32 protein-coding genes are annotated in these 25450 nt (G+C 70.9%); 20 read left to right on the top strand and 12 right to left on the bottom strand.

Features of this window, described 5'->3' with window-relative positions:
- Window positions 1-142 precede the first annotated feature (142 nt).
- On the top strand, window positions 143-586 hold the full coding sequence (locus P8A20_RS01250; RefSeq protein ID WP_147960735.1) for a nitroreductase family deazaflavin-dependent oxidoreductase: 444 nt from the start codon (window positions 143-145) through the stop codon (window positions 584-586).
- Window positions 587-712: 126 nt separating this feature from the next.
- On the opposite strand, the gene P8A20_RS01245 is transcribed toward P8A20_RS01250, so the two are convergent.
- The 3 genes from P8A20_RS01245 to P8A20_RS01235 all read right to left on the bottom strand — a co-directional run bounded on the left by P8A20_RS01245 (window position 713) and on the right by P8A20_RS01235 (window position 3884).
- Window positions 713-1642 (bottom strand): DUF6807 domain-containing protein, encoded by a 930-nt coding sequence (locus tag P8A20_RS01245; RefSeq protein ID WP_306102662.1) that lies wholly within the window; start codon window positions 1640-1642, stop codon window positions 713-715.
- On the bottom strand, window positions 1639-2763 hold the full coding sequence (locus P8A20_RS01240; protein ID WP_410094987.1) for a Gfo/Idh/MocA family protein: 1125 nt from the start codon (window positions 2761-2763) through the stop codon (window positions 1639-1641). Before P8A20_RS01240 ends, P8A20_RS01245 begins: the two co-directional genes overlap by 4 nt.
- A 146-nt stretch (window positions 2764-2909) precedes the next feature.
- Complete coding sequence (locus P8A20_RS01235) at window positions 2910-3884, bottom strand: acetylxylan esterase (protein WP_147960796.1); 975 nt, start codon at window positions 3882-3884, stop codon at window positions 2910-2912.
- A 131-nt stretch (window positions 3885-4015) separates the two neighbouring features.
- Between P8A20_RS01235 and P8A20_RS01230 the strand changes: the two genes are divergently transcribed.
- The gene (locus P8A20_RS01230; protein WP_147960738.1) at window positions 4016-4291 is read left to right on the top strand and encodes a DUF2087 domain-containing protein; all 276 of its coding nucleotides are present in this window, start codon (window positions 4016-4018) and stop codon (window positions 4289-4291) included.
- A gap of 90 nt (window positions 4292-4381) precedes the next feature.
- Here P8A20_RS01230 and P8A20_RS01225 read toward each other — a convergent pair whose 3' ends face one another.
- Entirely contained in the window at window positions 4382-5206 is an 825-nt protein-coding gene (locus P8A20_RS01225; protein ID WP_147960739.1) for an aldo/keto reductase, read from the bottom strand.
- A gap of 202 nt (window positions 5207-5408) precedes the next feature.
- Between P8A20_RS01225 and P8A20_RS01220 the strand changes: the two genes are divergently transcribed.
- Complete coding sequence (locus tag P8A20_RS01220) at window positions 5409-6710, top strand: alpha/beta fold hydrolase (RefSeq protein ID WP_306102661.1); 1302 nt, start codon at window positions 5409-5411, stop codon at window positions 6708-6710.
- A 3-nt stretch (window positions 6711-6713) separates the two neighbouring features.
- On the opposite strand, the gene P8A20_RS01215 is transcribed toward P8A20_RS01220, so the two are convergent.
- The gene (locus tag P8A20_RS01215; RefSeq protein ID WP_147960741.1) at window positions 6714-7286 is read right to left on the bottom strand and encodes a rhodanese-like domain-containing protein; all 573 of its coding nucleotides are present in this window, start codon (window positions 7284-7286) and stop codon (window positions 6714-6716) included.
- Window positions 7287-7496: 210 nt separating this feature from the next.
- Here P8A20_RS01215 and P8A20_RS01210 point away from each other — a divergent pair, with 210 nt between their 5' ends.
- The 8 genes from P8A20_RS01210 (at window position 7497) to P8A20_RS01175 (ending at window position 14672) form a co-directional block, all read left to right on the top strand.
- Window positions 7497-8219 (top strand): PIG-L deacetylase family protein, encoded by a 723-nt coding sequence (locus P8A20_RS01210; protein ID WP_147960742.1) that lies wholly within the window; start codon window positions 7497-7499, stop codon window positions 8217-8219.
- A 135-nt stretch (window positions 8220-8354) separates the two neighbouring features.
- Window positions 8355-8954, top strand: coding sequence for a helix-turn-helix domain-containing protein (locus P8A20_RS01205; RefSeq protein WP_147960743.1), 600 nt, complete (start codon window positions 8355-8357; stop codon window positions 8952-8954).
- A 102-nt stretch (window positions 8955-9056) separates the two neighbouring features.
- Window positions 9057-10025 carry an NADPH:quinone oxidoreductase family protein gene (locus tag P8A20_RS01200; protein ID WP_147960744.1) on the top strand — a complete coding sequence of 323 codons (969 nt, stop codon included), beginning with the start codon at window positions 9057-9059 and terminating at the stop codon, window positions 10023-10025.
- Window positions 10022-11212 (top strand): acyl-CoA dehydrogenase family protein, encoded by a 1191-nt coding sequence (locus tag P8A20_RS01195; RefSeq protein WP_147960745.1) that lies wholly within the window; start codon window positions 10022-10024, stop codon window positions 11210-11212. The genes P8A20_RS01200 and P8A20_RS01195 overlap by 4 nt, the downstream gene beginning before the upstream one ends.
- Window positions 11209-12330, top strand: a complete 1122-nt coding sequence (locus P8A20_RS01190; protein WP_147960746.1) for an acyl-CoA dehydrogenase family protein — start codon at window positions 11209-11211, stop codon at window positions 12328-12330. The genes P8A20_RS01195 and P8A20_RS01190 overlap by 4 nt, the downstream gene beginning before the upstream one ends.
- A gap of 213 nt (window positions 12331-12543) precedes the next feature.
- The gene (locus P8A20_RS01185; protein WP_306102660.1) at window positions 12544-13434 is read left to right on the top strand and encodes a phosphatidylinositol-specific phospholipase C/glycerophosphodiester phosphodiesterase family protein; all 891 of its coding nucleotides are present in this window, start codon (window positions 12544-12546) and stop codon (window positions 13432-13434) included.
- A gap of 136 nt (window positions 13435-13570) precedes the next feature.
- Window positions 13571-13765 (top strand): hypothetical protein, encoded by a 195-nt coding sequence (locus tag P8A20_RS01180; protein WP_147960748.1) that lies wholly within the window; start codon window positions 13571-13573, stop codon window positions 13763-13765.
- A gap of 157 nt (window positions 13766-13922) precedes the next feature.
- Window positions 13923-14672, top strand: coding sequence for a hypothetical protein (locus P8A20_RS01175; protein WP_147960749.1), 750 nt, complete (start codon window positions 13923-13925; stop codon window positions 14670-14672).
- 6 nt (window positions 14673-14678) lie between these two features.
- On the opposite strand, the gene P8A20_RS01170 is transcribed toward P8A20_RS01175, so the two are convergent.
- A complete protein-coding gene (locus P8A20_RS01170) occupies window positions 14679-15293 on the bottom strand; it encodes an endonuclease (RefSeq protein ID WP_147960750.1) in 615 nt (204 codons plus the stop codon).
- Window positions 15290-15472: a DUF6480 family protein gene (locus P8A20_RS01165; protein ID WP_147960751.1), complete on the bottom strand. Its 183-nt coding sequence runs from the start codon at window positions 15470-15472 to the stop codon at window positions 15290-15292. The genes P8A20_RS01170 and P8A20_RS01165 overlap by 4 nt, the downstream gene beginning before the upstream one ends.
- Before the next feature lie 128 nt (window positions 15473-15600).
- On the opposite strand from P8A20_RS01165, the gene P8A20_RS01160 reads away from it, so the two are divergent.
- Window positions 15601-16839: an FUSC family protein gene (locus P8A20_RS01160; protein ID WP_147960752.1), complete on the top strand. Its 1239-nt coding sequence runs from the start codon at window positions 15601-15603 to the stop codon at window positions 16837-16839.
- A 6-nt stretch (window positions 16840-16845) separates the two neighbouring features.
- Here P8A20_RS01160 and P8A20_RS01155 read toward each other — a convergent pair whose 3' ends face one another.
- The 5 genes from P8A20_RS01155 to P8A20_RS01135 form a co-directional block, all read right to left on the bottom strand.
- Window positions 16846-17073: a CDGSH iron-sulfur domain-containing protein gene (locus tag P8A20_RS01155; RefSeq protein ID WP_147960753.1), complete on the bottom strand. Its 228-nt coding sequence runs from the start codon at window positions 17071-17073 to the stop codon at window positions 16846-16848.
- Window positions 17057-17743, bottom strand: coding sequence for a HemK2/MTQ2 family protein methyltransferase (locus P8A20_RS01150; protein ID WP_147960754.1), 687 nt, complete (start codon window positions 17741-17743; stop codon window positions 17057-17059). Before P8A20_RS01150 ends, P8A20_RS01155 begins: the two co-directional genes overlap by 17 nt.
- A gap of 48 nt (window positions 17744-17791) precedes the next feature.
- Entirely contained in the window at window positions 17792-18754 is a 963-nt protein-coding gene (locus P8A20_RS01145; protein WP_147960755.1) for an iron-containing redox enzyme family protein, read from the bottom strand.
- A 107-nt stretch (window positions 18755-18861) separates the two neighbouring features.
- Window positions 18862-19881, bottom strand: coding sequence for a PHP domain-containing protein (locus P8A20_RS01140; RefSeq protein WP_147960756.1), 1020 nt, complete (start codon window positions 19879-19881; stop codon window positions 18862-18864).
- Between the two features lie 2 nt (window positions 19882-19883).
- On the bottom strand, window positions 19884-20318 hold the full coding sequence (locus P8A20_RS01135) for a hypothetical protein (protein ID WP_147960757.1): 435 nt from the start codon (window positions 20316-20318) through the stop codon (window positions 19884-19886).
- A gap of 123 nt (window positions 20319-20441) precedes the next feature.
- Here P8A20_RS01135 and P8A20_RS01130 point away from each other — a divergent pair, with 123 nt between their 5' ends.
- From P8A20_RS01130 to P8A20_RS01095, 8 genes are read left to right on the top strand one after another with little or no spacing between them, the layout of a single operon-like run.
- Window positions 20442-20786 carry a gas vesicle protein GvpO gene (locus tag P8A20_RS01130; protein ID WP_147960758.1) on the top strand — a complete coding sequence of 115 codons (345 nt, stop codon included), beginning with the start codon at window positions 20442-20444 and terminating at the stop codon, window positions 20784-20786.
- Between the two features lie 32 nt (window positions 20787-20818).
- Window positions 20819-21274, top strand: a complete 456-nt coding sequence (locus tag P8A20_RS01125; protein ID WP_147960759.1) for a gas vesicle structural protein GvpA — start codon at window positions 20819-20821, stop codon at window positions 21272-21274.
- 3 nt (window positions 21275-21277) lie between these two features.
- Entirely contained in the window at window positions 21278-22027 is a 750-nt protein-coding gene (locus tag P8A20_RS01120) for a GvpL/GvpF family gas vesicle protein (RefSeq protein WP_147960760.1), read from the top strand.
- A 1-nt stretch (window position 22028) separates the two neighbouring features.
- Complete coding sequence (locus P8A20_RS01115) at window positions 22029-22283, top strand: gas vesicle protein GvpG (RefSeq protein WP_147960761.1); 255 nt, start codon at window positions 22029-22031, stop codon at window positions 22281-22283.
- Between the two features lie 7 nt (window positions 22284-22290).
- Window positions 22291-23184: a histone protein gene (locus tag P8A20_RS01110; protein WP_147960762.1), complete on the top strand. Its 894-nt coding sequence runs from the start codon at window positions 22291-22293 to the stop codon at window positions 23182-23184.
- 6 nt (window positions 23185-23190) lie between these two features.
- Window positions 23191-24267: an SRPBCC family protein gene (locus P8A20_RS01105; RefSeq protein ID WP_306102659.1), complete on the top strand. Its 1077-nt coding sequence runs from the start codon at window positions 23191-23193 to the stop codon at window positions 24265-24267.
- On the top strand, window positions 24264-24617 hold the full coding sequence (locus tag P8A20_RS01100; RefSeq protein WP_147960764.1) for a gas vesicle protein: 354 nt from the start codon (window positions 24264-24266) through the stop codon (window positions 24615-24617). Before P8A20_RS01105 ends, P8A20_RS01100 begins: the two co-directional genes overlap by 4 nt.
- Before the next feature lie 20 nt (window positions 24618-24637).
- Complete coding sequence (locus P8A20_RS01095) at window positions 24638-25450, top strand: GvpL/GvpF family gas vesicle protein (RefSeq protein WP_306105100.1); 813 nt, start codon at window positions 24638-24640, stop codon at window positions 25448-25450.

The raw sequence follows: 25450 nt of genomic DNA, 5'->3' as shown, positions 1-25450 counted from the left end.
CCCCAGTCGTCTCACGCCGGTCCAGAGAATGAGATGGCGGTCGGCGGGCAGGCTGTGAGCCGGTGTCCTTGCATGATCCCGGTCCGCGCCGGAGCCATGATGGGCACGCGACCGCAGCTTTCCGACGAGAGGAGCATGTGCCATGCCGATGGAAGGCGAGTACGAGCCGAGCCCGACGACGTGGGTCCGTGAGCAGGTCGAACTCATCGAGAGTTCCGGCGGGACGGAGGGGACCACGATGCGCGGCATGCCCGTCATCCTCCTGACGACGCGCGGCGCCAGGAGCGGGAAGCTCCGCAAGACGCCGCTGATGCGGGTCGAGCACGACGGGCAGTACGCCGTGGTGGCCTCCCTCGGCGGCGCCCCCAAGCACCCAGTCTGGTACTACAACGTGCTGGCCGACCCCGAGGTGGAGCTGCGGGACGGGACCGTGCGGCAGGACATGACCGCCCGCGAGATCACGGGCGAGGAGAAGGCCCTGTGGTGGGACCGCGCGGTCGAGGCGTTCCCCGACTACGCCGAATACCAGACCAAGACCGACCGGGAGATCCCGGTGTTCGTCCTCTCCCCGGCCGTGCAGAGCTGAGGCGTCAGCCGTGACGGGGCCGCCCGCCCGCCCCGTCACGGAACAGGCGGGAGCGGGGCGGGCGGCTCCGCACGACCCCGGGCGCACCGTCCGTGCCCCGTGCCCCGTGCGGGGCGACGCGCCCCGCTACCAGCTGAGCCGGCCGACCGCGGACGCGATCCGGGCCCGGTCCCAGGCCCCGTCGGCGACCAGGACCCGGTACCTGCGGGTCAGGGTCGCACCCGGATCCAGCACCAGCTCCTCATGGAAGGCGAACGACGGGGCGACAGCGGCGAACGGTGTGTTGCGCACGAACCAGTGGGCCGGGTGGGCGCCGCCCGCGCCGGTGTGGTCGTTCTCGGGGGAGTGGACGAAGACGAGCGTCGCGTGCCCGTCGGCCTCGTCGTGCTCGCCGCTGTACGCGAGCCAGGGAGCCTGCTGCCCCATGAGGTCGGGCCCCTCGGCGTCCGGCGAGATGATCCGCCCGTCCCGGAAGGCGCGCGGCCCGCGCCAGAACAGCCCGGTGTACCCCGCGTTCGGACGGCCGTGTGTGGTCGGGCTGCCGAACCGCAGCGGCTCGTCGCGCCGGTTGGTGACCGCGGACGACCAGGTCAGCGCCCAGCTGCCGGTCACCTCGTCGATGTCGTGCACCTCGATGCGGCGCGTCTCCTCGGCCCACAGCCCGCCGCCGTGCGGATGCCAGGTCAGCCGCTCCGCGAACCGGACCCCGCCGTCGTGCACGGACACCTCGTCGAAGCCGGCATGCGCCATGGACCCGACGCGCTCCGGCAGGGCGAGATACCCCTCGCCGTCCACGTAGCTGTTCCCGCCCCACAGATTCGCGCCCGAGAGGTGCGAGGCGGTCATCTGCAGCCCCTTGTGCCAACGGTGGTCGTTGGGCCGGTAGCCGGTCACCACCTGGCCGGACAGAGTGCGCAGGGGGTGGATGTACGGCTTCGGAGCCTCCCACGCGTCCTCGGCCCGGTAGACGTAGCGCAGCAGCTCCACCCCGCTCCCCGCCGCCGTGACGGAGAGGTGGTGACCGTGCCGGTGGTCGAGTCCCGCGGCCTTCGTCATGCCACCACCTCCGCGGGCCTGTCCACGCTCTCCGGCGCCCAGCCGGGGGCGTCACCGTGCAACGCTCCGTAGAAGGGATCGCCGGGCCCGATCTCACCCGCCCGAACCGTCGCCCCGGTGAAGGCTGCCTTGTAGAGCGCCGCGACCAGTTCGAGGCTCTTGCGGCCGTCCGCGCCGCTGCTCCGCGGTCTGCGTCCGGACCTCAGGTCCTCCAGCAGGCCCGCCAGCTGCGCCTCGTGAGAGCTGGGGACGTCGGCTCCGAAGTCCCTCCAGACGTCCGCCTCTTCGGACGTCACACCAGGGGCGGGGGTGATGCGCCAGTCCGCGTTGCGATGTCCGTACAGATGAGTGAGCTCGACCGTCGCGCGTTCACAGTCGATCCGGATCCGGCTGACCTCGTCCGGGCTGAGCACGCTGTTCACCACGGTGGCCATCGCCCCGTTCCCGAAGCGGACGAGCGCCGTGGACACGTCCTCCGTCTCCACGTCGTGCACCAGCCGCCCGGCCATCGCCCGGATCTCCGCCCACGGACCGAGCAGATCGAGCAGCAGGTCCATCTGATGGATGCCGTGCCCCATCGAGGGGCCGCCACCCTCGCTGCTCCAGGTTCCGCGCCAGGGAACGGCGTAGTACGCCTCGTCCCGGTACCAGGTGGTCTGGCAGTGGGCCACCAGTGGCCGGCCCATGGCCTGCCCGGCGAGAAGCTCCCGGACGTGCCGCGCGCCCGAGCCGAAGCGGTGCTGGAACACGATCGACGCGTACGGCCCCTCGCCCGAGGCGCCCTCCGCCGCCTCGATGGCGTCGAAGTCCTCCAGGGAGGGGCAGGGCGGCTTCTCGCACCACACCCACGCCCCGGCGCGCAGCGCGGCGACGGTCTGATCGCGGTGGAACCGGGGCGGGGTGGCGAGAGTGACCAGGTCCGGGCGCTGCTCGGCGAGCATCCGGTCGAGGTCGGTGTACGGGTGGGCGATGCCCGCGTCCGCGCAGAACGCCTCGACCGAGGCCGCGTCGACGTCGACCGCGGCGACGATCTCCAGCGGCTGTCCGGCGGCGAGCGTGGTCAGCGCGGGCAGATGGCTGCCACGCGCGATCGCACCCGTGCCGACGATCGCGACCCGCACCGGCTCCCGGCGCGAAGGATTGCTGGTCGTGACAAACACCCCTTCAGGTGGAGATGAGGGCGCCCACCGGACAGCAAGCGCTTTCTCTCCGGGAAACCTAGGCTCCGCGCGCGAGGTGGGTCAAGGGGTCCGGGCCGCGGTGTCCGTCAGGCCTTGAGCAGCCGCGGCAGCCGCCTGAGCTGGGTCGCGTGCTGGAAGGGGCCACCGCCCTCGTGGTCGTTGTACTCGTACACCTCGATCTCCTTGTCGGCGTGCGCGTACGCGTTGTACGCGGCGAACACCGTGGACGGCGGGCAGGTCTGGTCCTCCAGGGCCACGGAGAAGAGCGCCGGTGCGCTGCCCCTGGCCGCGAAGTGGACCCCGTCGAAGTAGGAGAGCGTCCTGAGCGTCTGCTCGGCGCGGCCCCGGTGCGTCTTGAGGTAGTCGCCGATCTCGCGGTACGGCTTGCGGTCGGTGACCCGGGTGGCACGGGGGAAATCGCAGAGGAACGGTACGTCCGGCGCGAGGGCCGCCAGGTCGGGCACCAGCCCGCCGACCGCGAGGGCGAGGCCGCCGCCCTGGCTCGCGCCGATCGCGGCGGTGCGGGACGCGTCGGCCAGGGGGTGGGAGCGTGCCGCCTCCACCGCGCGTACCGCGTCCGTGATCACTCTGCGGAAGTAGTACGTGGCCGGATCCTCGATGCCCTGGGTCATGAATCCCGCCAGCGAGGGGCCGGACCCCACGGGGTCGGCGGTGTCGCCCGGGGCCCAGCCGCTGCCCTGGCCCCGGGTGTCCATCACGAAGTGGGCCATGCCGGCCGAGGCCCAGAGCAGGTGGGCGTGGGGCAGGCTGCGTCCGCCGCCGTATCCGATGAACTCCACCAGCACCGGGAGGGGTTCGGTGGTCCCCGCCGGTATGACGAACCAGCCCTTGACGGGGTGGCCGCCGAAACCGGCGAACGTCACGTCGTACACGTCGACGGTGGTGAGGCCGAGGTCGGCGCAGAGTTCGAAGCGGGCGTCCAGGTCGTGGGTCCTGGCCTCGTCGAGCGTGCCGGACCAGAACGCGTCGAAGTCCTCGGGCTCCACCGACCGGCTGCGGTAGGCGTGCAGTTCATCGAGAGGGAGATCGAACAGGGCCATGTGGGACCGCCTCATGTAGCGAGGGTGAATTGAATGGTCACACCGTACGACGGTCAGCCCGAACGTCAACACGTGCTCACCCAGCGGGAAAACGCGTTGCCCGCGCGTCCGCCCGCTGCGAGGCTTCGGGAATGCCGGATTCCGAACTCCGCGGTTCACGCCAGGTGGCCGCACTCTTCTCCGGCGGGCGCCTGACGGCCATCCCCCGGAAGCCCGCCCGCCGCGAACAGTTGCTGGCGCATCTCGCGCACACACTCTTCGAGCCCGACCGCGTCTACACGGAGCGCGAGGTCAACGACTTGCTGCTCACGGTGCATGACGACTGCTCGGCCCTTCGCCGTCATCTCGTGGTCGCCGGGCTGCTGGAGCGCCCCCGGGACGGAAGCAGCTACCGGCGCGGGCGCTGACGGCATCCGGCCGAGAGGCTGGTGCGCGCGTGCGAGCGCATCAGGGCAGGCGGGGGGCGCCCGCCTGCCCTGATGCGCCGAGGACCGGGTTCAGGTGAGGGTGTCGGGGTCCGGGCCGGTGCGCATGCCCCGGTCCAGTCCCGCGATCGCCTCCATGTCGTCCGCCGTGAGCTCGAAGTCGAAGACGTCGATGTTCTGCCGGATGCGCGCGGGTGTGACCGACTTCGGGATCACGACGTTGCCGAGCTGGATGTGCCAGCGCAGAACCACCTGGGCCGGGCTCTTCCCGTGGCGTGCGGCGAGCGAGGTCAGGACCTCCTCGTCCAGCAGCGCGCCCTGCGCCAGGGGGCTCCATGCCTCGGTGGCGATCCCGGATTCCGTGTGCACGGCGCGCAGCTCGCGCTGCTGGAGTCCGGGGTGCAGTTCGATCTGGTTGACCGCCGGGACGAGGGCGCTCTCCTCCCGGAGCCGGCGCAGGTGCGTGGGCTGGAAGTTGGAGACTCCGGCCGCCCGGATCCGGCCGTCGGCCAGCAGCTTCTCCAGGGCGCGCCACGTGTCCGTGTAGAGGTCGCGGGCGGGGGTGGGCCAGTGGATGAGGTAGAGGTCCACGTGGTCCAGGCCGAGCTTGGCCAGGCTCGCGTCGAAGGCGGCGAGCGTGGCGTCGTACCCCTGGTCCGCGTTCCACAGCTTCGTGGTCACGAACAGCTCCTCGCGACCGAGCCCGGACTCGGCCAGTGCGCGGCCGACACCTGCCTCGTTTCCGTAGACGGCGGCGGTGTCGATGGAGCGGTAGCCCGCCTCCAGGGCGGCGGTGACCGCGGCGGTCGTCTCGTCGTCGGGGACCTGGAAGACCCCGAAGCCGAGCTGCGGAATCGAGACGCCGTTGTTGAGAGTGACGGTGGGGACCGTGGACATGGTGCTGCCTCTCGTGGTGCCGGACCCAATGGGTCCGCGTGCGATGGTTACTGGCGTCGACAATAATTGCATACGCGGGTTAAGTGCAAGCGGCGGCAAATCTCCGAAGGGCTCACGCGGCAGGGGGCGCACACGGGCCGCGACCGGCCGGGGGGCGGCCGTGTGCTGAACTGTCCGGGAAGCACCGGATACAGGAGTCGTCTTGAACAGCTATCGCCAGCCCGGCATCGTCCTCACCGACCGACGGTTCACGGTCCCCCTCGACCACGACGACCCCGGTGGCGAGACGATCGAGCTCTTCGGCCGTGAAGCCGTGGCCGCCGGGAGGCCGTCCGAGGACCTGCCGTGGCTGGTCTATCTGGAGGGCGGCCCCGGTTTCGGCGCCCGCCGCTTCGTCGGTGCGGAGGCGTGGCTCGGGCGTGCGGTGCGCGAGTTCCGTGTGCTGCTGCTCGACCAGCGCGGCACCGGCCTGTCCACCCCGGCCAACCGGCAGACGCTGCCGATGCGCGGAGGGCCGCGCGAGCAGGCCGACTACCTCGCCCACTTCCGTTCCGACAGCATCGTCCGCGACTGCGAACTGATCCGTCCCCGGCTCACCGGCGGCGCCCCCTGGACCGTGCTGGGGCAGTCCTTCGGCGGATTCTGCGCCGTACGCTATCTGTCGGCCGCCCCGGAAGGGCTCGCAGCCGTCCTCATCACCGGCGGCCTGCCCTCACTCGACGCGCACGCCGACGAGGTCTACCGGGCCGCATACCCGCGGATCGAGCGGAAGGTCGCCGCGCACTACGCCCGCTACCCGCAGGACGTCGCCCGTGCCCGCGCGATCGCCGCGCATCTCGCCGAGCACCGCCCCGACAGCGCCGGGCACACGCTGACACCCGAGGGATTCCAGTCCCTGGGCATCATGCTGGGAGGCGGCAACGGAAGCCACCAGCTGCACTACCTCCTGGAGAACGCGTTCGTCGAAGGCCCGCACGGCACCGAGCTGTCCGACGCCTTCCAGGAGGCCATGCGCACCTCCACCTCGTTCGCCGGCCACCCGCTGTACGCCCTCATGCACGAGGTGATCTACGGTCAGGGCGCCTTGCCCACCGACTGGTCGGCCGAACGCGTCCGCGCCGAGTTCCCGCAGTTCGACGTGACGGCCGCGCTGGCGGGCGACGGACCCGTGCTCTTCACGGGGGAGAGCATCCACCCCTGGCACTTCACCGTCGACCCGGCGCTCCGCCCGCTGCGCGAGACGGCGGAGCTCCTCGCGGCCCGCACCGACTGGCCCGTCCTGTACGACGCCGAGCGGCTCGCGGCCAACGAGGTGCCCGTGGCCGCCGCTGTCTACCACGACGACATGTACGTGGACACCGGCCACGCACTGCGCACCGCGTCCGCGATCCGTGGGCTGCGTACCTGGGTGACCAGCGAGTACGAGCACGACGGCGTGCGCGCGGGCGGTCCTCATGTGCTGGACCGGCTGCTCGCCCTGGTGCGGGGCGAGGCCGACCGCTAGCGGTCAGCCCTGGAGGGCGTCCAGCGTGGCGTCCAGGTCGGCCTCCTGGTGGGGTGCGCGGTTGTACGGGAGCTTCGCCAGGGCGGCTGCCATGCCGCAGCTGTTGGTCACGGCGGAGTAGACGAGGCCGGCGCCTATGCCCGCGGACAGCCAGCGCGCCGCCGGGAGGCGCCGGCCCGCCACCAGGCCGGCCACCACCAGCGAACCGGCGGCGAGGCGCACCTGGCGCTCCATCGGCCAGGTCGCCCGGGCGCCCGCCGGACGGTCCAGCCCGTGTCCGTCGCCCTCCCAGGCGGAGGTTCCGCCCGCCAGGGCGGCGGCTTCGATGTCGGCGTCCGCGAGGATCTCGCAGGCCCTGGTGGACCTGACGCCCGAGGCGCACACCACCAGCAGCGAGCCGCGGGCGGAGGCCGACTTCAGAGCGGGCACGGCCTCGGGGAGCCGGTCGAGCGGGATGTTCAGGGCGCCGGGCACATGGCCGGAGGCGTACTCGCCGGGAGCACGCACGTCGATGACGGTGAACTCCTCCAGGCGTGCCGCGGCCTCGAAGGGGGAGAGGGATGCGGGGCTGATCACGAGCAGGGTTCCTTTCGGTCGCCGGAGCGGGACGTTCCGGGGGGCTGCTCCCGGCAGCCCCGGACGGTCAACGATACCCCAGGGGGTATCGACTCCGGTCCGGTCCGGCTGGTCAGGGGCGCGTCCGGCCGGAGCAACTCCTTGGCCCCTGCCCCGAACCGCCCGCGGAATGCGCGCATCCGTCTCCCTGTGCTGACTAGCCTGCCGGGCATGACACAGCAGCTGGAGCCCATGCCCACGGACTGGCGCCGCGCGCTGGCCGTGGTCGCCCATCCCGACGACCTGGAATACGGCTGTGCGGCGGCCGTGGCGGGCTGGACCGACGAAGGGCGCGAGGTCGCCTACCTCCTGGTGACCCGGGGCGAGGCCGGGATCGACACGATCGCACCGTCCGACTGCGCGCCGCTCCGGGAACGGGAGCAGCGGGCGAGCGCCGAAGCCGTCGGTGTCGCCTCCGTGGAGTTCCTCGACCACCGGGACGGTGTGATCGAGTACGGCACGTCGCTGCGTCGCGACATCGCCGCCGCCATCCGCCGTCACCGGCCCGAACTGCTCATCACCCTCAACCACCGCGACACCTGGGGCGGAGTCGCCTGGAACACCCCGGACCACCGTGCGGTCGGCCGGGCCACGCTCGATGCCGCGGGGGACGCGGGCAACCGCTGGATCTTCCCCGAGCTGGGTCTCGAACCGTGGGACGGGGTGCGCTGGGTCGCGGTGGCGGGCACCGACCGGCCCACCCACGCGGTCGACGCGACGCCGGGATTCGAACGTTCCGTGCGTTCGCTGCTGGCACACCGCACCTACATCGAGGTGCTGACGGACGAGGACCCGGAGACGTACTGCCGTACGTTCCTCGCCGGTGCCACCGAAGCTGCCGCCGAGCGCTTCGGCGGCCGCCCGGCCGTCACCTTCGAGGTCTTCGGCCGCTGAGGGGCCCGGCGAGCGGTTCCGGTCCGTCGTCCGCGTGCCCGCCGGGGCCCCGCCGTGGGCCGGCCCCGGGTGCCGGTGCCCGCGGCCTCGGGTGCCCGATTGACAAACCGGATTGCTGATTCTGCAATGGGTGCCATGAAGGAACAAAGCCAGGACGACCCTGAACTCGACGCCGTGCTGACCGGGGTCGGCCCACGTCTGCGGCGGCTGCGCAAGGACCGGGGCGTGACACTCGCGGCGCTCTCCGAGGCCACGGGGATCTCCGTCTCCACCCTGTCCCGCCTCGAATCCGGCGGGCGCCGCCCCAGCCTCGAACTCCTGCTGCCCATCGCCAGGGCCCATGAGGTGCCGCTCGACGACCTCGTCGGGGCCCCGCCGGTGAGTGACCCGAGGGTCAGGGCGAAGCCGATCGTGCACGGCTCGAAGACCTCCCTGCCGCTCACCTCCCGCCCGGGCGGCCTCCAGGCGTACAAGGTGATACAGGAGGCCCCCTGTACCGAGGTGCCCGAGCAGCGCACCCACGAGGGGTACGAGTGGCTGTACGTACTCAGCGGCCGGCTCAGGCTCAAGCTCGCCGAGCACGACCTGGTCCTGGCCCCCGGCGAGGCCGCCGAGTTCGACACGAGGCTCCCGCACTGGTTCGGCCCCGCGGGCGACGAGCCGGTCGAGTTCCTCAGCCTGTTCGGGCCGCAGGGGGAGCGGATGCATGTCAGGGCCAAGCCGAAACGGTCGTGAGTGAGGCGTGACCGGTGCGCGCGAGGTGTTCCCAGACGGACAAGCGACCGCTTAGTATGCGCCGGAGCAGTGGTAATGCCGACAGTGTTGTGGAGGCCCCTCATGCAGGCATGGCGAGTGCACCGGAACGGCGAGCCGAGCGAGGTGATGCAGCTCGACGAGACGGACCGGCCGACCCCCGGGGACGGCCAGGTGCTGATCGAGGTACGCGCGGCGAACGTCAACTTCCCCGACGCGCTGCTGTGCCGCGGCCAGTACCAGGTGCGGCCGCCGCTGCCCTTCACCCCCGGCGTGGAGATCTGCGGCGTGACGGCGGACGGACGCCGGGTGCTCGCCACCCCCGCCCTCCCGCACGGCGGCTTGGCCGAGTACGTCGTCGCGGACGAGGCGGGCCTGCTGCCCGCCCCCGACTCCCTGGACGACGCCGAGGCCGCGGCCCTGCACATCGGCTACCAGACCGGCTGGTTCGGGCTGCACCGTCGCGCCCGTCTGCAGGCCGGTGAAACGCTGCTGGTCCACGCTGCCGCGGGCGGTGTCGGGAGCGCCGCGGTCCAGCTCGGAAAGGCGGCCGGCGCCACCGTCATCGGGGTCGTCGGAGGTCCCGAGAAGGCCGCCGTCGCCCGCGAGCTCGGATGCGACCTGGTCATCGACCGCCGCAGCGAGGACATCGTCGCGGCGGTCAAGGAGGCCACGGGAGGACGGGGCGCGGACGTCGTCTACGACCCGGTCGGCGGCGACGCCTATGCCAAGTCCGTCAAGTGCATCGCCTTCGAGGGCCGTGTCCTGGTCGTCGGCTTCGCGAGCGGCGCCATCCCCACCCCCGGCCTCAACCACGCCCTGGTGAAGAACTACTCGATCGTCGGACTCCACTGGGGCCTGTACAACACCAAGGACCCCGCCGCCGTCCGCGCCTGTCACGACGAGCTCACCGAGCTCGCGGCCCGGGGCGTCGTCAAGCCGCTGATCAGCGAGCGTGTCCCCATGGCCGACGCCGCACGAGCCGTCCAGCGGGTCGCCGACGGCACCAGCACCGGCCGAATCGTCGTCCTGCCGTCAGGAGGAACCCGATGAGCACCGTCATCGACGCGGCAGGGATCCGCCGTCTCACCCAGGAGCTGCTGGCGGCCCGTCCGCCCGCCACCACGGGCCGCGCCGACTTCCTGAAAGCGCGCTTCGACGCCGGTCTGGCCTGGGTGCACTACCCCGTCGGTCTCGGCGGGCTCGACGCGCCGCGTTCCCTCCAGCCCGTCGTCGACGCCGAACTCGCCGCCGCCGGAGCCCCCGACAACGATCCGCGCCGTATCGGCATCGGGCTCGGCATGGCCGCTCCGACGATCCTCGGCTACGGCACCGAGGAGCAGAAACAGCGCTTCCTCCGGCCGCTGTGGACCGGTGACGAGGTGTGGTGCCAGCTCTTCAGCGAGCCCGGTGCCGGATCCGACCTCGCCGCGCTGGGCACGCGCGCGGTCAGGGACGGGGAGGACTGGGTGGTCGACGGGCAGAAGGTCTGGACGTCCAGCGCCCATGTGGCCCGCTGGGCGATCCTGATCGCCCGCACCGACCCCGACGTTCCCAAGCACCGTGGCATCAGTTACTTCATCTGCGACATGACCGACCCCGGCGTCGAGGTGCGGCCGCTGCGTCAGATCACCGGCGAGGCCGAGTTCAACGAGGTCTTCCTCACCGGCGTACGCATCCCGGACAGCAGGCGCCTCGGACCGGTGGGCGACGGCTGGAAGGTCGCGCAGACCACCCTGATGAACGAGCGCGTCTCGATCGGCGGAGCCCGGATCCCCCGCGAGGGCGGCATGATCGGCACCGTCGCGAAGACCTGGCGCGAGCAGCCGGAACTGCGCACCCACGACCTCCACCAGCGGCTGCTCACGCTGTGGGTCGAGGCCGAGGTCGCCAGGCTCACCGGCGAGCGGCTGCGCCAGCAGCTCGTCGCGGGACAGCCCGGCCCCGAGGGCTCCGGCATGAAACTCGCGTTCGCCCGTCTCAACCAGGAGATCAGCGGACTCGAGGTGGAACTCCTCGGTGACGAAGGCATGTTGTACGGCGACTGGACCATGCGGCGCCCGGAGATCGTCGACTTCACCGGGCGGGACGCCGGCTACCGCTATCTCCGGTCCAAGGGCAATTCCATCGAGGGCGGCACGAGCGAGGTCCTGCTCAACATCGTCGCCGAGCGCGTCCTCCGCCTGCCCGTCGAGCCGCGTAACGACAAGGACGTCGCCTGGAAGGATCTTGCCCGATGACCGTACAGACAGAAGCCGCCCAGGCACCCGACCTGCTCTACTCGGAAGCCGAGGAGGACCTGCGGTCCGCCGTGCGCGCGCTGCTCGCCGACCGGGCCGACGCGCCGACAGTGATCGCCGGCATCGAGTCCGACACGCCGTACGACCTGCGGTTGTGGGAATCGCTGGCCGTGGGTATCGGGGCAGCGGGGCTGCTGGTGCCGGAGAAGCTGGGCGGCCAGGGCGCCACCCACCGCGAGGCCGCCGTCGTCCTGGAGGAGCTCGGGCGCAGCGTCGCCCCTGCGCCCTACCTGACGAGCGCCGTCGTCGCGACCGAGATCCTGCTCGCGCTGGGCGCCGACGGAGGGCCGGCCGCTGGCCTCCTCGGTGAGCTGGCCTCCGGCAGCAAGGTCGCCGTGCTCGCCCTGCCGTTCTCCACGCCACCCGCCGACGCGGGCGCCGCGATGGCCGGCACCCTGGAACGGACCGTGAGCGCAGTCGCCGAGGCCGTCACGGCCGATGTGCTCCTGGTGCCCACGGCTGACGGCCTGTACGCGGTGGAGACCGCAGGGGACGGGGTCGCCGTACAGCCGCTCGTCCCTCTCGACCTGACCCGCCCGCTCGCCACGGTCACCCTCACCGGCGCGACCGGAACCCTGCTCGCGGACGCGGGCCCCGCCGCCGAGGCCGTGGGCAGGGGCCTGCTGGCCGGTGCCGGACTGCTCGCGTCCGAGCAGCTCGGGCTGGCCGAGTGGTGCCTGACCGAGACCGTCCGGCACACCCGCGAACGCCACCAGTTCAACAGGCCGGTGGGCTCGTTCCAGTCGCTCAAGCACCGCATGGCCCAGCTCTGGCTGGAGGTGGTCTCCGCGCGCGCCGCCGCACGCAACGCCGCTGACGCGCTGGCGACCGGCAGCCCCGACGCCCCGCTCGCGGTGGCCGTGGCGCAGGCCTACTGCTCCGGGGCCGCCGTGCACGCGGCCGAGGAATGCGTCCAGCTGCACGGTGGGATCGGGATGACGTGGGAACACCCCGCACATCTGTATCTGAAGCGGGCCAAGGCGGACTCCATCGCCTACGGCACCGCGGGCCGCCACCGTGAGGCCGTGGCCGCGCTGGTGGATCTGCCGGCTCCGTAGCGCGGGCCCGGGGCGGGGACACGTGACCACACGTGTCCCCGCCCCGGCATGTCCGGGCGGCGGGACAGGGGAACAGCAGGCGCAGCACAGCCGACGCATGGGCGACGGCACGCTCAACTCTTGGCAGGTACCTGCCTTGAGGGGGTGCCACGCGCCCATACTCGTCGCGTCCCCCCGTCCACTCTGCCCGCCCCAACGTCTCAGGGAGACCCCATGGCACACCTGACCCGTCGCAGAGTCGTCACCACCGCCCTGGCCGCAGCAGCCGCGGGCGTGTCCATCCCGGCCCAGGCCGCCGCCGCGGCACCGGGCGGCACCGTCCGCCCGCGCGGCCCCCGCCCGCTGGCCCGGGCCCACGCGCACAACGACTACCTGCACCCGCGCCCTCTGCACGACGCACTCGCACACGGATTCACCAGCGTCGAGGCCGACATCTTCCTCGTCGACGGCGAACTGCTCGTCGCCCACGAGGCCGAGAGCCTCGACCCCACGCGCACCCTCATCTCGCTCTACCTCGATCCCCTGCTGGCCAGGGTCCGCGCCAACCACGGCTCCGTCCACGCCGGGCACCGCGACCCGCTGCAACTCCTGATCGACATCAAGACCGAAGGCGCCGCCACCTACCTCGCACTCGACCAGGTGCTCCGCCGCTACCGTCACGTCCTCACCCGCTCCGACCGCGGGAGGGTCCGCCCCGGCGCGGTCACCCCCGTCATCTCGGGCGACCGGGCCGCCCGCGCCCCGATGGAGGAACAGACCACCCGGTACGCCTTCTACGACGGCCGGCCGGAGGACCTCGGCAGCGCCGCTCCCGCCTCCTTCGTCCCACTCATCAGCGGGAACTGGACCACGAACTTCACCTGGCGGGGAACCGGCCCCTTCCCCGCCGCCGAACGCACCAGGCTGCGCACCTTCGTGTCGGCGGCCCACGCGAACGGACAACGGGTCCGCTTCTGGGCCACGCCCGACATCGCCGGTCCGGAACGTGACGCCGTCTGGAGCGAACTCGTCGCCGCGGACGTCGACCACCTCAACACCGACGATCTGGCGGGCCTCGAGGGCTTCCTCCGCCGACGGCAAGAAGGCAGCCCGCGCAGCGGCTGACCCTCTTCCGTCACCGACGACGGTCACCGTGCGTGAACCCCCGTTCGGCGGACACGCCAGTGCGCCGAACGGCCTCCCCGCTGCGCCACACTGGCGGCCGAATGCCGCAATTCCGGCGCGGCGGAGGAGGTTGGCCATGGCCATTTCGATCTCAGTGGTGCTGCTCCTGCTGATCCTCGCAGTGATCTTCCTGCGTAACGGGGGACTGAAGATCTCGCACGCGATCGTGTGCGCCCTGCTGGGATTCCTCCTCGCGGGCACCAGCATGGCTCCCACCATCCACGAGGGGATCACCGCCACCGCCGACGTCGTGAGCGGCCTCAGGCCCTGACGCGCATACGTGCGGGTCGCGGGTGGATGCCGCCCGATCGCGGCACAGCGGCGCACGACACCCCACCGGGGCGATACCGTCGTAGGGGGCACTTCGCGTGCCTCGTCGACATGGCTCGGACCCACCGGTCCCCGCCGCGCACCTGGAGAACGCACCAATGTCCTTCCCGCACCCCGGACGACAGTCGGGCGCCGCCCACCACGAGTACTGCAACAACTCCCTGTGCTGCCGCTGCCAGCAGCGGCAGTGGACGACGAAGCTCGGTGACGAACGCCTCTGCGGTCCCTGCGCGGCCTGCTGCCGGGACTGCGGGCGGGCACCCGCGCCCCACGTGGACGGGCTCGACGACGGGCTGTGCGCGGAATGCCGGGGCAGGTGCGGCCGGTGCCATGGCGTACTGCCCGCCGACGGCCCCTGTTCCTGCCGGAAGTGGCGCGAGCGCGCGGGGGGCGACCCGGTCACCTACATCCTCCAGGCCCTTCCGCAACCGCTGGTCCAGGCACTCGGCCACCGCCACCCCCGCACGGTCCACGACCTGATCCACCGCGAACTCGCCCGGCGCACTCCCGACCAGCTCCTGGAGCGGCTCGAACGCCGGTGGAACGTCCGCTGGTCACACGCCCTCCACGAGAAGGACGAGGACGGCCGGCGCCGCTGGGCCCCGCAGGAGATCGCGGAAGCGCTGGTGAGCCCCGGCCACTGCACCGACCCCCAGTGCGAGGACGGGTACCTGCTCAACTCCGACACGCCGTGCGGCCGGTGCCTGCGCCCCACCCACCGCTTCGTCACCTCGGTGGCCGACCGTACGGCGACCACGGACCATGCCCGCGCCGCCGCCGCACAGATCCGGCGCGCCCTCGTGGAGGGCCGCTCCACCAAGCCGGGCAAACGGCGGCCGACGAACTGAGCGCCCTCAGCCCTTGTCCAGCGCGCCTCGTACCAGCGCCGCGGCGAGCACGGCCGGGTCCTCGTCCTTCGCCAGCCGGGTGAGCGCGGCCGGCGCGGTGGGCAGCCCGAGCCGTTCCGCTCCCTGCAGCGCCTTCTTGTCGAGGTAGGGCGCAGTCTCCGGCCACACCGTCTGCACCTCACGCAGGAAGATGTCGGCGCCCGCCGGCCCGATCCCGGGAAAACGGCGAAGCCCGGAGCGGAGAACGTCCGAGTCGCCGTCGGCCTCCCGGCGCAGACGCCTGAGGTCCCCGCCGTACGCGTCGAGCAGAAGCAGGGCGCCGTCCCCCAACTGCGTCGCAGTCCGTTCGTCATACCGCCGGTAGCCGCCCTCGCCCAGCGCGTCGACCCGCTCCTGCCACGTCGCGTCGGCCATACGGCGAGGTGTGCGCAGCCCGTGCGAGAACAGCGCCCGCGCGGCGGCCACCGCGATCTGCGCGCGTATCCGAGCGCTCAACAGGTGACTGAGGACAAGCAACTGGTACAAGGGCTGGGGGGTATCGCGCAACCGGACACCCGCCTCGGCCGCAAACGTGGTGCCGTGCCGCTCCAGCAGAGCGTCCAGGGTCCGGCGACCACTCATGTGAATCCGAAGATCCGGGCGATGAAGTACCCCGCGACGACGACGGAGCCCAGCAGCACCAGGCCGGCCCAGAAGGCCGGGTGCTCCCAGATCCCGCCGTCGGGGCGCTCGACATGTGCTTCGCTTATGCAGCCCTCCGCCGGAGGTGTCTCCCCGGGGGGCGTGAGTGAAATAGCCATGTATCCACCATCACTCCAAGTGCCCGGCTCCGCGAGACCGGGCGCCGACGGGTGCCCGCGTACCTCCGTACGGAGTCCGCCCCGGTCCCCGAGCGGTGCCGGAGCCCTGAACGGGGAACCGTCAAGGAATGCCCGCAGTCGTCACGCCCGAGCCCGTCGTCAAACTCGTCCAGCGCACCACCGAGCCCGCCGCGGCCCAGACACTCAGGTCGACGGCCGCCGCCGTCATCGCCTTCGCCGTGGCCCAGTCGGTCCTGCCCGAACCGCACCCCGCCCCGCTGACCGCGCCCCTCACCGCACTCCTCGTGGTGCAGGTGACCCTCTACGCCACGCTCACCACCGGGATCCGGCGTGTGAACGCCGTCGTGGTCGGGGTGCTGATCGCCAGCGGATTCAGCTCCCTGGTCGGGCTGAGCTGGTGGACGCTGGGACTGACGATCTTCACCGCCCTCCTGATCGGACGGGTGGTGCGGGTCAACGAGTTCGTGCCGGAGGTGGCCATCAGCGCGATGCTCGTGCTCGGTGTCGCACAGGTCGCCGACACGGCCTGGGAGCGCGTACTGGAGACGTTGATCGGCGCCGGGGTGGGCCTGCTCTTCAACCTCCTGCTGGCGCCGCCCGTCTGGGTGGAGTCGGCAGGCGTGTCGATCGGCGGCCTGGGGGAGCGGATGGGAAAGATGTTCCGCGCCCTGGGCGAGGAGATCGGCGGCAACCACCCCGTACGGGAGGCCGCCGCACGCCTGCACGAGGCCCGCCGCCTGGATCACGACATCGTGGAGGTCGACGCGTCCCTGCGGCAGGCGGAGGAGAGCCTGATGCTCAACCCCCGCGTCAAGGAAGGACTGCTCAACCGCGTCGTCCTGCGGACCGGGCTCGACACGCTGGAGATCTGCGCCGTCGTGCTGCGTGTCCTGACCCGGACGCTGACCGACCTCGCCAAGGCGCGGACGGAGGAGGCGCTCTTCCCCGAGGACGTCGCCAGGGACCTCAGGGAACTCTTCGGTCATATGTCCGATGCGATCGAGGGCTTCGCCCTGATGATCACCACACCGATGGCCCAGAGCGGGGAGGAGGCGGAGGAACGCCTGGCCGAAGCCCTCGCCCGTAGTCGCAGGACGCGTGACCACGTCGCCGACCTGCTGCTCGAGGACGTTCAGGAACACCCCCGGCAGTGGCAGTTGCACGGCGCGCTGCTGGCCGAGGTCGACCGCATCCTCGACGAACTGGACATCGACAAGCGTACGGAGCGCCTGGCCGAGGAACTGGACCGCCGCTCGGCGGAGGCACACGACCGCCACCCGAGGATGCGGGCGATGTCCCGGCGGCTGCGCGGCGCCGCGCAGTCGCGGCGGCGGGCAGGTGAGTGAGGGACGTCAGTCGGCTGCCCGGCCGGACTTCCCGCCGGGCTGAGTACGGCGCCGGTGACTGGTGTCGCACCACGGATACATCCGGCTTCGCCGGCACATGCACAGGGCGACGACGAACCGGTCGGAGACGGCCACGGTGCCGTCCGCGCACGTGACCTCCACGGGGCCTTCCACGAGGAGCGGTCCGTCGTCGCCGAAGCTGATCCGGCAAGGGTGTTCAGAGCTGTTCGGCACGGATCACCACCAGTTCCTCCGCCGAGTCCCCCGCACCCATCAGCCCCGTGTCCCGGAGCCAGCGCAGCCTGGAGCGGAGCACGGGCCCGAGGGGCACGACGGCGCGGTCACTGACATGCGCGCGCAGTCCTGCGTCCGCGAGACGCCGCACGGTGACATCGCTGTCGCACAGACCGGAGTGCACGAGCAGGAGGCGGCCCCCCGGACGCAACGCCGCCGGGGCCGTCGCGCAGATCCGGTCGAGGACCGCCCGGCCGTCACACCCGGCGTCCCAGGCACGGGCAGCCCCGTGCCCGGGGAGCCGGTCCAGGGGCGACGGGACATAGGGCGGGTTGCAGATCACCAGGTCGTAGGACCGTCCGGGCAGTGCCGACAGGAGATCACTGCGCTGCACGGTGATGCGGCGGCGGTGCAGCAACGCGTTCAGCCGGGCGGTCGCCACGGCACGCCGCGCGATGTCCACGGCTGTCACCCGCGCGCCCAGCCGTGCCGCGTGCAGAGCCAGGGCACCGCTGCCCGTGCCGACGTCCAGGACCTCTGTTCCAGGGGCTATGCCCTCACGGTTCAGCGCGGCCACGAGCAGCCGCGTGTCGTGCTGGGGCGCGTACACGCCCGGCAGCGTCATCAGGGGGCGGCCGGAGGGGATGGCCCGGGCCAGATCTGCGGACATCTGCGACTCCATTCGACGTTCCGGAGGGGTAAGGGTCAGGACGGCGGTTCAGACCTTCCAGTCCGCCAGCAGCCGGTCCCCGAGCCGGTCCTCGAGATACGAGGTGGCGGTGATGCCGAACGCGATGTCGGTCGCCATCGCGGGTTCGTCCTCGAGCAGACCGCCGATCACGTCACGGCGCACGACCTGTTCGTGCACCGCGTCGGCCTCGACGTGCTCGGTGTAGAAGAACTCGGCGGCGGGCCCGGCGCCGGTGCGCTTCATGGCGTTCGCCAGGCGACGCGAACCGGGGGACGAGGTGATCTCGACGGCGGCGAAGTGGCCAACCAGCGCTCCGCGCAGCCGGCGGTGCAGACCGAACAGCGACATCACGTTCACCAGCGCCAGCATGGGGGCGCAGCCCTGATCCAGGTAGTGGCCGTACGCGGTGTCGAGACCCAGGTCGGTCATGAGACCGGCGAACAGCCTGGCGTGGACGCGGTCCGCGCGTCCGGCGCCGAACTCGTCGTACTCGATCGCCGCCATGCCGGCCTTCGCCCGCCCGCTGAGCCGGGGCAGTACCCAGGCATGCGGGTCGGCCTCCTTGAGGTGGTACAGCGAACGCTGGACCGCGTAGTCCCGCAGGTGCCGCAGCTCGCCGCGGTCCTGGAGGAACCAGGAGACACCGGAGCCGCGGACCGGTTCCACGAGGAGGTCCTCCAGGACGTCGTCCAGGTCGCCGGTCGTGGGGACGTCGTGCCGCAGGGCCGTCAGGAAGCGCTCCTCGAGCGCGCCGCGGACCGCGAGCAGGGGCGGGTCCCACTCCCGTTCGGGGCGTACACCGGCGAAACCGCGGTAGTGCAGCTCGTAGCAGACGTACAGGGCGAGCTGCAGGTCGTCGCCGTAGGGATCGGCGTCCCGGGCCGCGCCCGGGTCCGGCAGGGATCCTTCTTCACGCAGGAAGGCGATCACCCCGGTGGAGAGCTCTCCGCGTGCTCGAGGGAGAGGAGGGCCTGTGCGGTGACGTGACATGGTCCTCCTTCTGCCCCGGGATGTCCCGGAGCCACATGGACAACCGTGATCGACTGTACGCCGGACCGCCGCCACCGGCCTGTCCTCACCGGCGGACCCGGTCCCGGCTACGCCCGCGCCTTCCCGCCCGTCCACTCCAGGAGCCGTTCCAGGGGCCACGAGGTGACTACACGGTCCACGGGTACACCGCACTCCTCGGCCCGCGCACAACCGTAGATCTGCCAGTCCAGCTGCCCCGGAGCGTGCGCGTCGGTGTCGATCGAGAGAAGAGCCCCCGATGCCACCGCCTGGCGGAGCAGGGCGCGGGGCGGATCGAGCCGCTCGGGGCGGCAGTTGATCTCCACGGCGGTACCCGCCTCGGCACACGCGGCGAAGACCCGGTCGGCGTCGAACAGGGACTGCGGCCTCTTCTTCCCGCCCAGGAGCCTTCCCGTGCAGTGACCCAGGATGTCCGCGTGCGGATTGCGTACGGCCGCCAGCATGCGCTCGGTCATCGCCGCGGAGTCCATGCGCAGTTTCGAATGGACGGAGACCACCACCACGTCGAGCCGGTCCAGCACACCCGGATCCTGGTCCAGCGAGCCGTCGTCCAGGATGTCGCACTCGATGCCGGTGAGCAGGCGAAAGGGCGCCCACCGCTCATTCAGTTCCGCCACGACGGCCAGCTGATCGAGGAGACGCTCGGTCGACAGTCCGTTGGCCACGGTCAGCCTGGGGGAGTGGTCGGTGAGCACCGCCCACTCGTGTCCCAGTTCCTTCGCCGTCCTGCCCATCTCCGCGATCGGGCTGCCCCCGTCGGACCAGTCCGAGTGCAGGTGACAGTCGCCCCGCAGGGCGGCGAGGAGGGACTCACCGCCCGTGACCAGAGGCGCGGCCGCCTCTTCCTCCAACGCTTCGAGATACCCGGGCGTCGCGCCCTCCACGGCCTCACGGATCACCTTGGCCGTCTTCGGCCCGATGCCGCGCACGGACTCCAGAGAACCGCGCGTCACCCGTTCGGCGAGCTCCTCACCGCCCATCGGACCGATCGCGTCCGCCGCCGTACGGAACGCCTTCACCCGGTACGTGGCCGCCTGGGACCGCTCCAGAAGGAACGCGATCCGCCGCAGGGCGTCTGCCGGATCCACAGTCAGGGCCTGGCCGTGTGCTGCGGATGCCCGCGCGTACGGCGGCCTTCCTTCATCTCGGCCTCGTAGAGATGGCGACGCCCACCCACGAGTTCCTGCCGCACCCGTTCCTCGACCTCCACGAACGGCCGGTAGTACGTGTCGTCGTACGCCTCGACGAGCTGGAAGGTCCAGCAGCCCGGGATGACATTGCGGCCCAGGATCTCCCGCTCCACCAGGTCGGCGTGCTCCGGGTGGCCACCCATTCGCAGCAGCTCGACCGCCCTGTCCAGCGTCAGGTCCGCGCCGCCCATGAGCTGATGGAACCCGTAGAGCTGCCCCCGGGCACGCTCCACCTTCTCCAGGGCCTCCGACAGCACGCCGAGCGCCTCGACGGTCGTGTCACGGGTCCCGGGTGGCCGTACGTGCTCTTCGTCGGGCCCACCACTCTTATTCATGCTCACGACTGTGCACGCGTCCCCCGCGACATGTCGGGCCGGAACGCCGAAAGGGTGAGAGTCCCCGGGCTCCCGTCCCTCCGTCGAGATGCGCCGCAACCGATCCTGGCCAGACTGGATTCCATGGCAGAGAACAGGCCCGCCCGGTCGGGACAGACGGCGAAAACAGCGGCGAAGAAGACGGCGAAGAAGGCGGCCCCCCGCCACTCGGCCCGGCGCGGTCCCGAGCACGCTGCCCATGCCGCCTGCGAGAGCCTGGAAAGGCTGATCTGCCACGCCGCGGAAGGGGTGTCCGCCGTGAGGCGGAAGGACGACGGATGGTGCGTCGTCGTCGACGTGCTCGAAGTCCCCCGCATCCCGGACACCACGAGCCTGCTCGCCTCCTACGAGGTGCAGATCGACGAGCGGGGCGAACTCATGGAGTACAGCAGGGTCCGCCGGTACCGGCGCGGCTCCGCAGACGAATGATCCGCTCGCCTCCCACCCGGAAGGACCCCCCCATGACCACGTCCATGTACGCCGACGAAGTCGCCCCGTGCCCGCCGAGGGCCGGCACACTCTACGACGTTCTGGAACTCATCCTCGACCGCGGCATGGTCATCGACGTGTTCGTCCGTGTGTCGCTCGTCGGGATCGAGATCCTCAAGATAGACGCGCGCATCGTGGTCGCCAGTGTGGACACCTACCTGCGCTTCGCCGAGGCCTGCAACCGCCTCGACCTGGAACGCGACTCGGGCAGCACCACCATTCCCGAACTGCTCGGCGGACGTGCCGCCAAGTCGGTCGGCAAGCGCAAGGTGCGCCAGGCGGCGGAGTCCGTCGGCGACACCGTGCGCAAGGCGGTGGGCAGCGGCGACGACGAGGACGACGACCGGGACGAGCGGGAAGAGCGGCCGAAGAAGCGCCGGGCACCCGCACGCGACGGAGCGAGCCGACGCCGACGCGTGGAGGCGTGAGCCGTGACCGGCAAAGGCGTGTACGTCTACGCGATCATCCCGGTGGGAGAGAAGCTCCCGGCCGACGTGGCGGGGGTGGGCAGCCCACCTGGCGTACTGCGGCTGGTGGATGAGGGCCAGGTTGCCGCAGTGGTGAGCGATGCACCACCACAACTGCGCGCCAGGAGGAGGGACTTGATGGCGCACCAGGAATCCCTGCTGCGCCTCACGGACATGGGGCCCGTCTTGCCGATGCGCTTCGGAGCGGTCGCACCGGACGACGAGTCCGTACGCGCCCAACTTGCCGGATCGCAGGCTGAGCACCTTGCCGCGCTGAGCCGTCTGGACGGAGGCGTCGAGTTCAACCTCAAGGCGCTCCCCGCCCAGGACGCGCTCGCTGCCGTCGTCTCCGAGGAGAAGAACGTGCGACGGCTGCGCGAGTCGGTTCGCAGACGTCCCGGATACGAGGCGAACGTCAGACTCGGTGAGGCCGTTGCCGCCGCCCTGTCACGCCGTGCGGCCGAGGCGGGGAAGAAGATCCTCCACAAGCTCACCCCCCTGGCTCGTGAGACGGCCGCAGGGCCCGACGTCCACGGTTGCGCACTCAACGTGTCGTTCCTCATCGACCGGAGCCGGAGCGGCGCCTTCCGGACCACCGTGCAGCGATTCGCCGACGCGCATCGCGACCACGTCGAACTACGGGTGGCCGGGCCGCTGCCCTGCTACAGCTTCGTCTCCTCCCGTCCCCTGCGGACACCGGTCGCGGGGGGCTGACATGGGACTGCTCTCCGGCCTGCTCCTGCTGCCGCTCGCACCGGTCCGCGGCGTCATCTGGGTCGCGGAGAAGGTGGAGGACGTCGCCGACCGCGAACTGAACGACCCGAGCGTGATCCGGGCCCAGCTCGCCGAGCTGAACCAGGAGCTGGAGGACGGCAACGTCAGCCTGGAGGAGTTCGAACGGGAAGAGGAGGAGCTGCTCGACCGGCTCCATGCCGGACGGGTCCGCCCCACGCCGAACCATCGAAGGTGACTCACTCATGGAAGATCAGACCAAGGTGACGCTCGCAGCAGCCGTGGTGGGCGGATACGTACTGGGCCGCACGAAGAAGGGCCGTCTCGCGCTCTCCATCGCGACCTATCTGGCGGGCAGGCGCTTCGGCCTCGAACCGCGTCAGATCGCCGCCGAAGGCGTCCGCCGACTGAGCGAGATGCCGCAGTTCGCCGAACTGCAGGACCAGCTCAAGGGCGAAGTCCTCGATTCCGGCAGGAAGGCGCTGTCGGCTGCGGCGGACCGGGGGATGAACTCCCTGGCCGACGCCCTCAGCGACCGGACGTCCCGGCTCGGGGCGCCCGACGAGGAGGACGAGGAGGAACAGGAGTACGAAGGCGAGTACGACGAGGACGAGCCTGAGTACGAGGACGAGGAGCCTGAGGAGGAGGAAGAAGAGGAGTACGAGGAAGAGGAACCCGAGGAGGAGGAAGAACCGGAGGAGGAGGAAGAAGAACCGGAGGAGGAAGAGGAACCGGAGGAAGAAGAACCGGAGGAGCCTCGACCGGACTCTCGACGGAGCAAGTCCTCCGACGCGGCGGCCGGGCGCGGTGCCGGAAAGAAGGCGGCCAAGAAGCAGCCGCCCGCGAAGAAGACCGCGGCAAAGAAGGCGCCCGCGAAGAAGGGCTCAGCTCAGAAGCCCGCAGCGAGGGAATCGGCGCCCGCGAAGAAGGCGCCCGCCAAGAAGTCGGCACCTGCGAAGAAGACGACAGCCAAGAAGGCGGCACCGGCGAAGAAGGCCGCGGCCAAGAAGGCGCCCGCCAAGAAGACGGCAGCCAAGAAGGCGCCGGCGAAGAAGTCGTCCGCCAGGAAGACCACTTCGGCCAAGAAGACGACGTCATCGAAGCGGACCGCGTCCAAGCGCGGCGAACGGCGGAGGTAGGCAGCCATGGCCAGGACGGACAAGGACGAACCCGAGACGGGCGAGTCGGGCATCGACCGCCTTCGCGAGGAGTTCACGAGCTTTCTGGGCGCGCAGACGGACAAACTCGCCCAGAAGGCCGGCGACAAGCTGACCGGTCTCACGGGTCAGCTCACCGACATCGCGGACAACGGCGGTTCGCTGCCGTCGGTCGCATCGCGCGTCATGCAGGGCGAATCCCCGGTGAAGGCATTCGTGTCGGAGAAGGCCGGGAACGTCAAGGACAAGGTCGTGGACAAGGCGAAGGACGCGTTCGGGGGCGGTAAGGGCAAGAGCCAATCCGGCGGTGGCAAGTCCATGAACATCATCGAGGTCCTCGATGTGGGGGTACCTCTGCGCGACGCGTACGACTACTGGACGCGGTACGACAAGTTCGGCAGCTTCACCAAGGGCGTCCAGAGCGTCTCGATGGATGAGGAGATGTCGAGCGACTGGAAGGTCAAGATCGGACCCTCCTCGCGCAGCTTCAAGGCGACGGTCCAGGAGCAGGTGCCCGACGACCGCATCGTGTGGACCTCCGAAGGGGCCAAGGGCTCCACACGTGGGTGCGTCAGCTTCCACGAGCTGGCGCCGAGCCTGACACGGATCGTCCTGGTGGTGGAGTACTACCCCTCCGGGTTCTTCGAGAAGACGGGGAATCTGTGGCGTGTGCAGGGCCGGCGTATGCGACTGGACTTCAAACACTTCCAGCGTTTCGTGACGCTCACCGATGAGGAGCCCGAGGGCTGGCGTGGTGAGATCCGCGACGGTGAAGTCGTGGTGACACACGAGGAGGCATTGGAGAAGGAGGAGGCCGAGGGCGAGGAGCCCGATGACTCCGATTCCGACTCCGATTACGAGGATGACGAGGAAGCGGAGCCGGAGGACGAAGAAGAGGAGGAGTACGAGGACGAGGAGCCTGACGAGGAAGAGGAAGAGGAAGAGGAGGAACCGGAAGAGGAGGAAGAGGGAGAGGAAGAGGAGGAACCGGAAGAAGAGGAAGAGGAACCCGAAGAAGAGGAAGCCGCCCCGAGGAAGCGACGGGGACGAAGGACGTCAAGGTGACCGACCTCGACTTCGGGCGGGAGGCGTACCCCATCCCGGGGCCGCCGAACAGCAGCCTCGCCGACATCCTCGAACGCGTCCTCGACAAGGGGATCGTCATCGCCGGCGACATCAAGATCGACCTTCTCGACATCGAGTTGCTCACCATCCGTCTGCGCTTGTTCGTGGCATCTGTCGATACCGCGAAGAAAGCCGGAATCGACTGGTGGGAGACGGATCCCGCGCTGAGTTCGCGCGCCGCACAGAACTCCCTGCGGGACGAGAACCGCGCACTGCGCGAGCGTCTGGACGCGCTCGAGGCAAAGACGGAAGAGACGGAAGAGACGAAAGAGACGTCGGACCACACATGAGCAAGGAGAAATCGATCCACATGACGGACCGGGGAACCGAACAGGTCACGGCTGAAAGCGCCCTCTACGTATTCGCGGTGTGCAAGCTGCCCGATCCGTCGGCCTTCGCTGGACTGCCGGGTGTCGCGGCGGGCGAAGCGCTGCGCCGGCTGCGGTTCGGTGAGTTGACCGCGATCGTCCAGACCGTCCGGGCGGCCGATTTCACGGACGAGGCGTGGCAGGCACGTATGGCTGACCGGGGCGAGCTCGAACGGTATGCGCGTGCGCACCACGACGTGGTCTCGGCAGCCGCCGAATCGTGTCCCACCGTGCCTCTGCCCATGGCCACGCTCTACCACGACGAGGAGCGGGCCCGGCAGGCGCTCCTCGACGAGACCGAACGGTTCCTGGCCGCCCTGAGGCGCACCACTGATCATTCCGAGTGGGGGGTGAAGGTCTACGCGGCCGCACCCGCGGCATCGGACCCGGCCCGGACCCGCCCCGAGCCGTCGGCCGGAGGGTCCCGCCCCACCCCGGGGGCAGGCCTCGCCTACCTGGAGCGAAAACGGGGGGCGCAGGCGCAGCGCGAGCGGCGGCACGAGGACTCCCTTCGGGTCGCCGAGGCTGTGGAAGCCGCGTTCCAGGGCCTCGCCACCGCGGGACGCAGGCTGCGGCTCCACGCTCCTGAGCCGGCCGGAACGAGCCACGTCCAGGTGCTCAACGCGACGTACCTGGTCGCGGAGCATCGAGCGGCCGAACTCGAGCCTCTCACCCGCGCACTGCGGGATGCGACCGGTGCCCGTATCGACATCTCGGGTCCCTGGGTGCCGTACTCCTTCGTCGGTGAGGTGTAG

This window comes from Streptomyces sp. Alt3 (genome assembly GCF_030719215.1).
Taxonomy (GTDB): Bacteria; Actinomycetota; Actinomycetes; order Streptomycetales; family Streptomycetaceae; genus Streptomyces; species Streptomyces glycanivorans.
The sequence above is the reverse complement of the archived record's forward strand: the minus strand, read 5'-3'. Positions and strand labels throughout refer to the sequence as shown.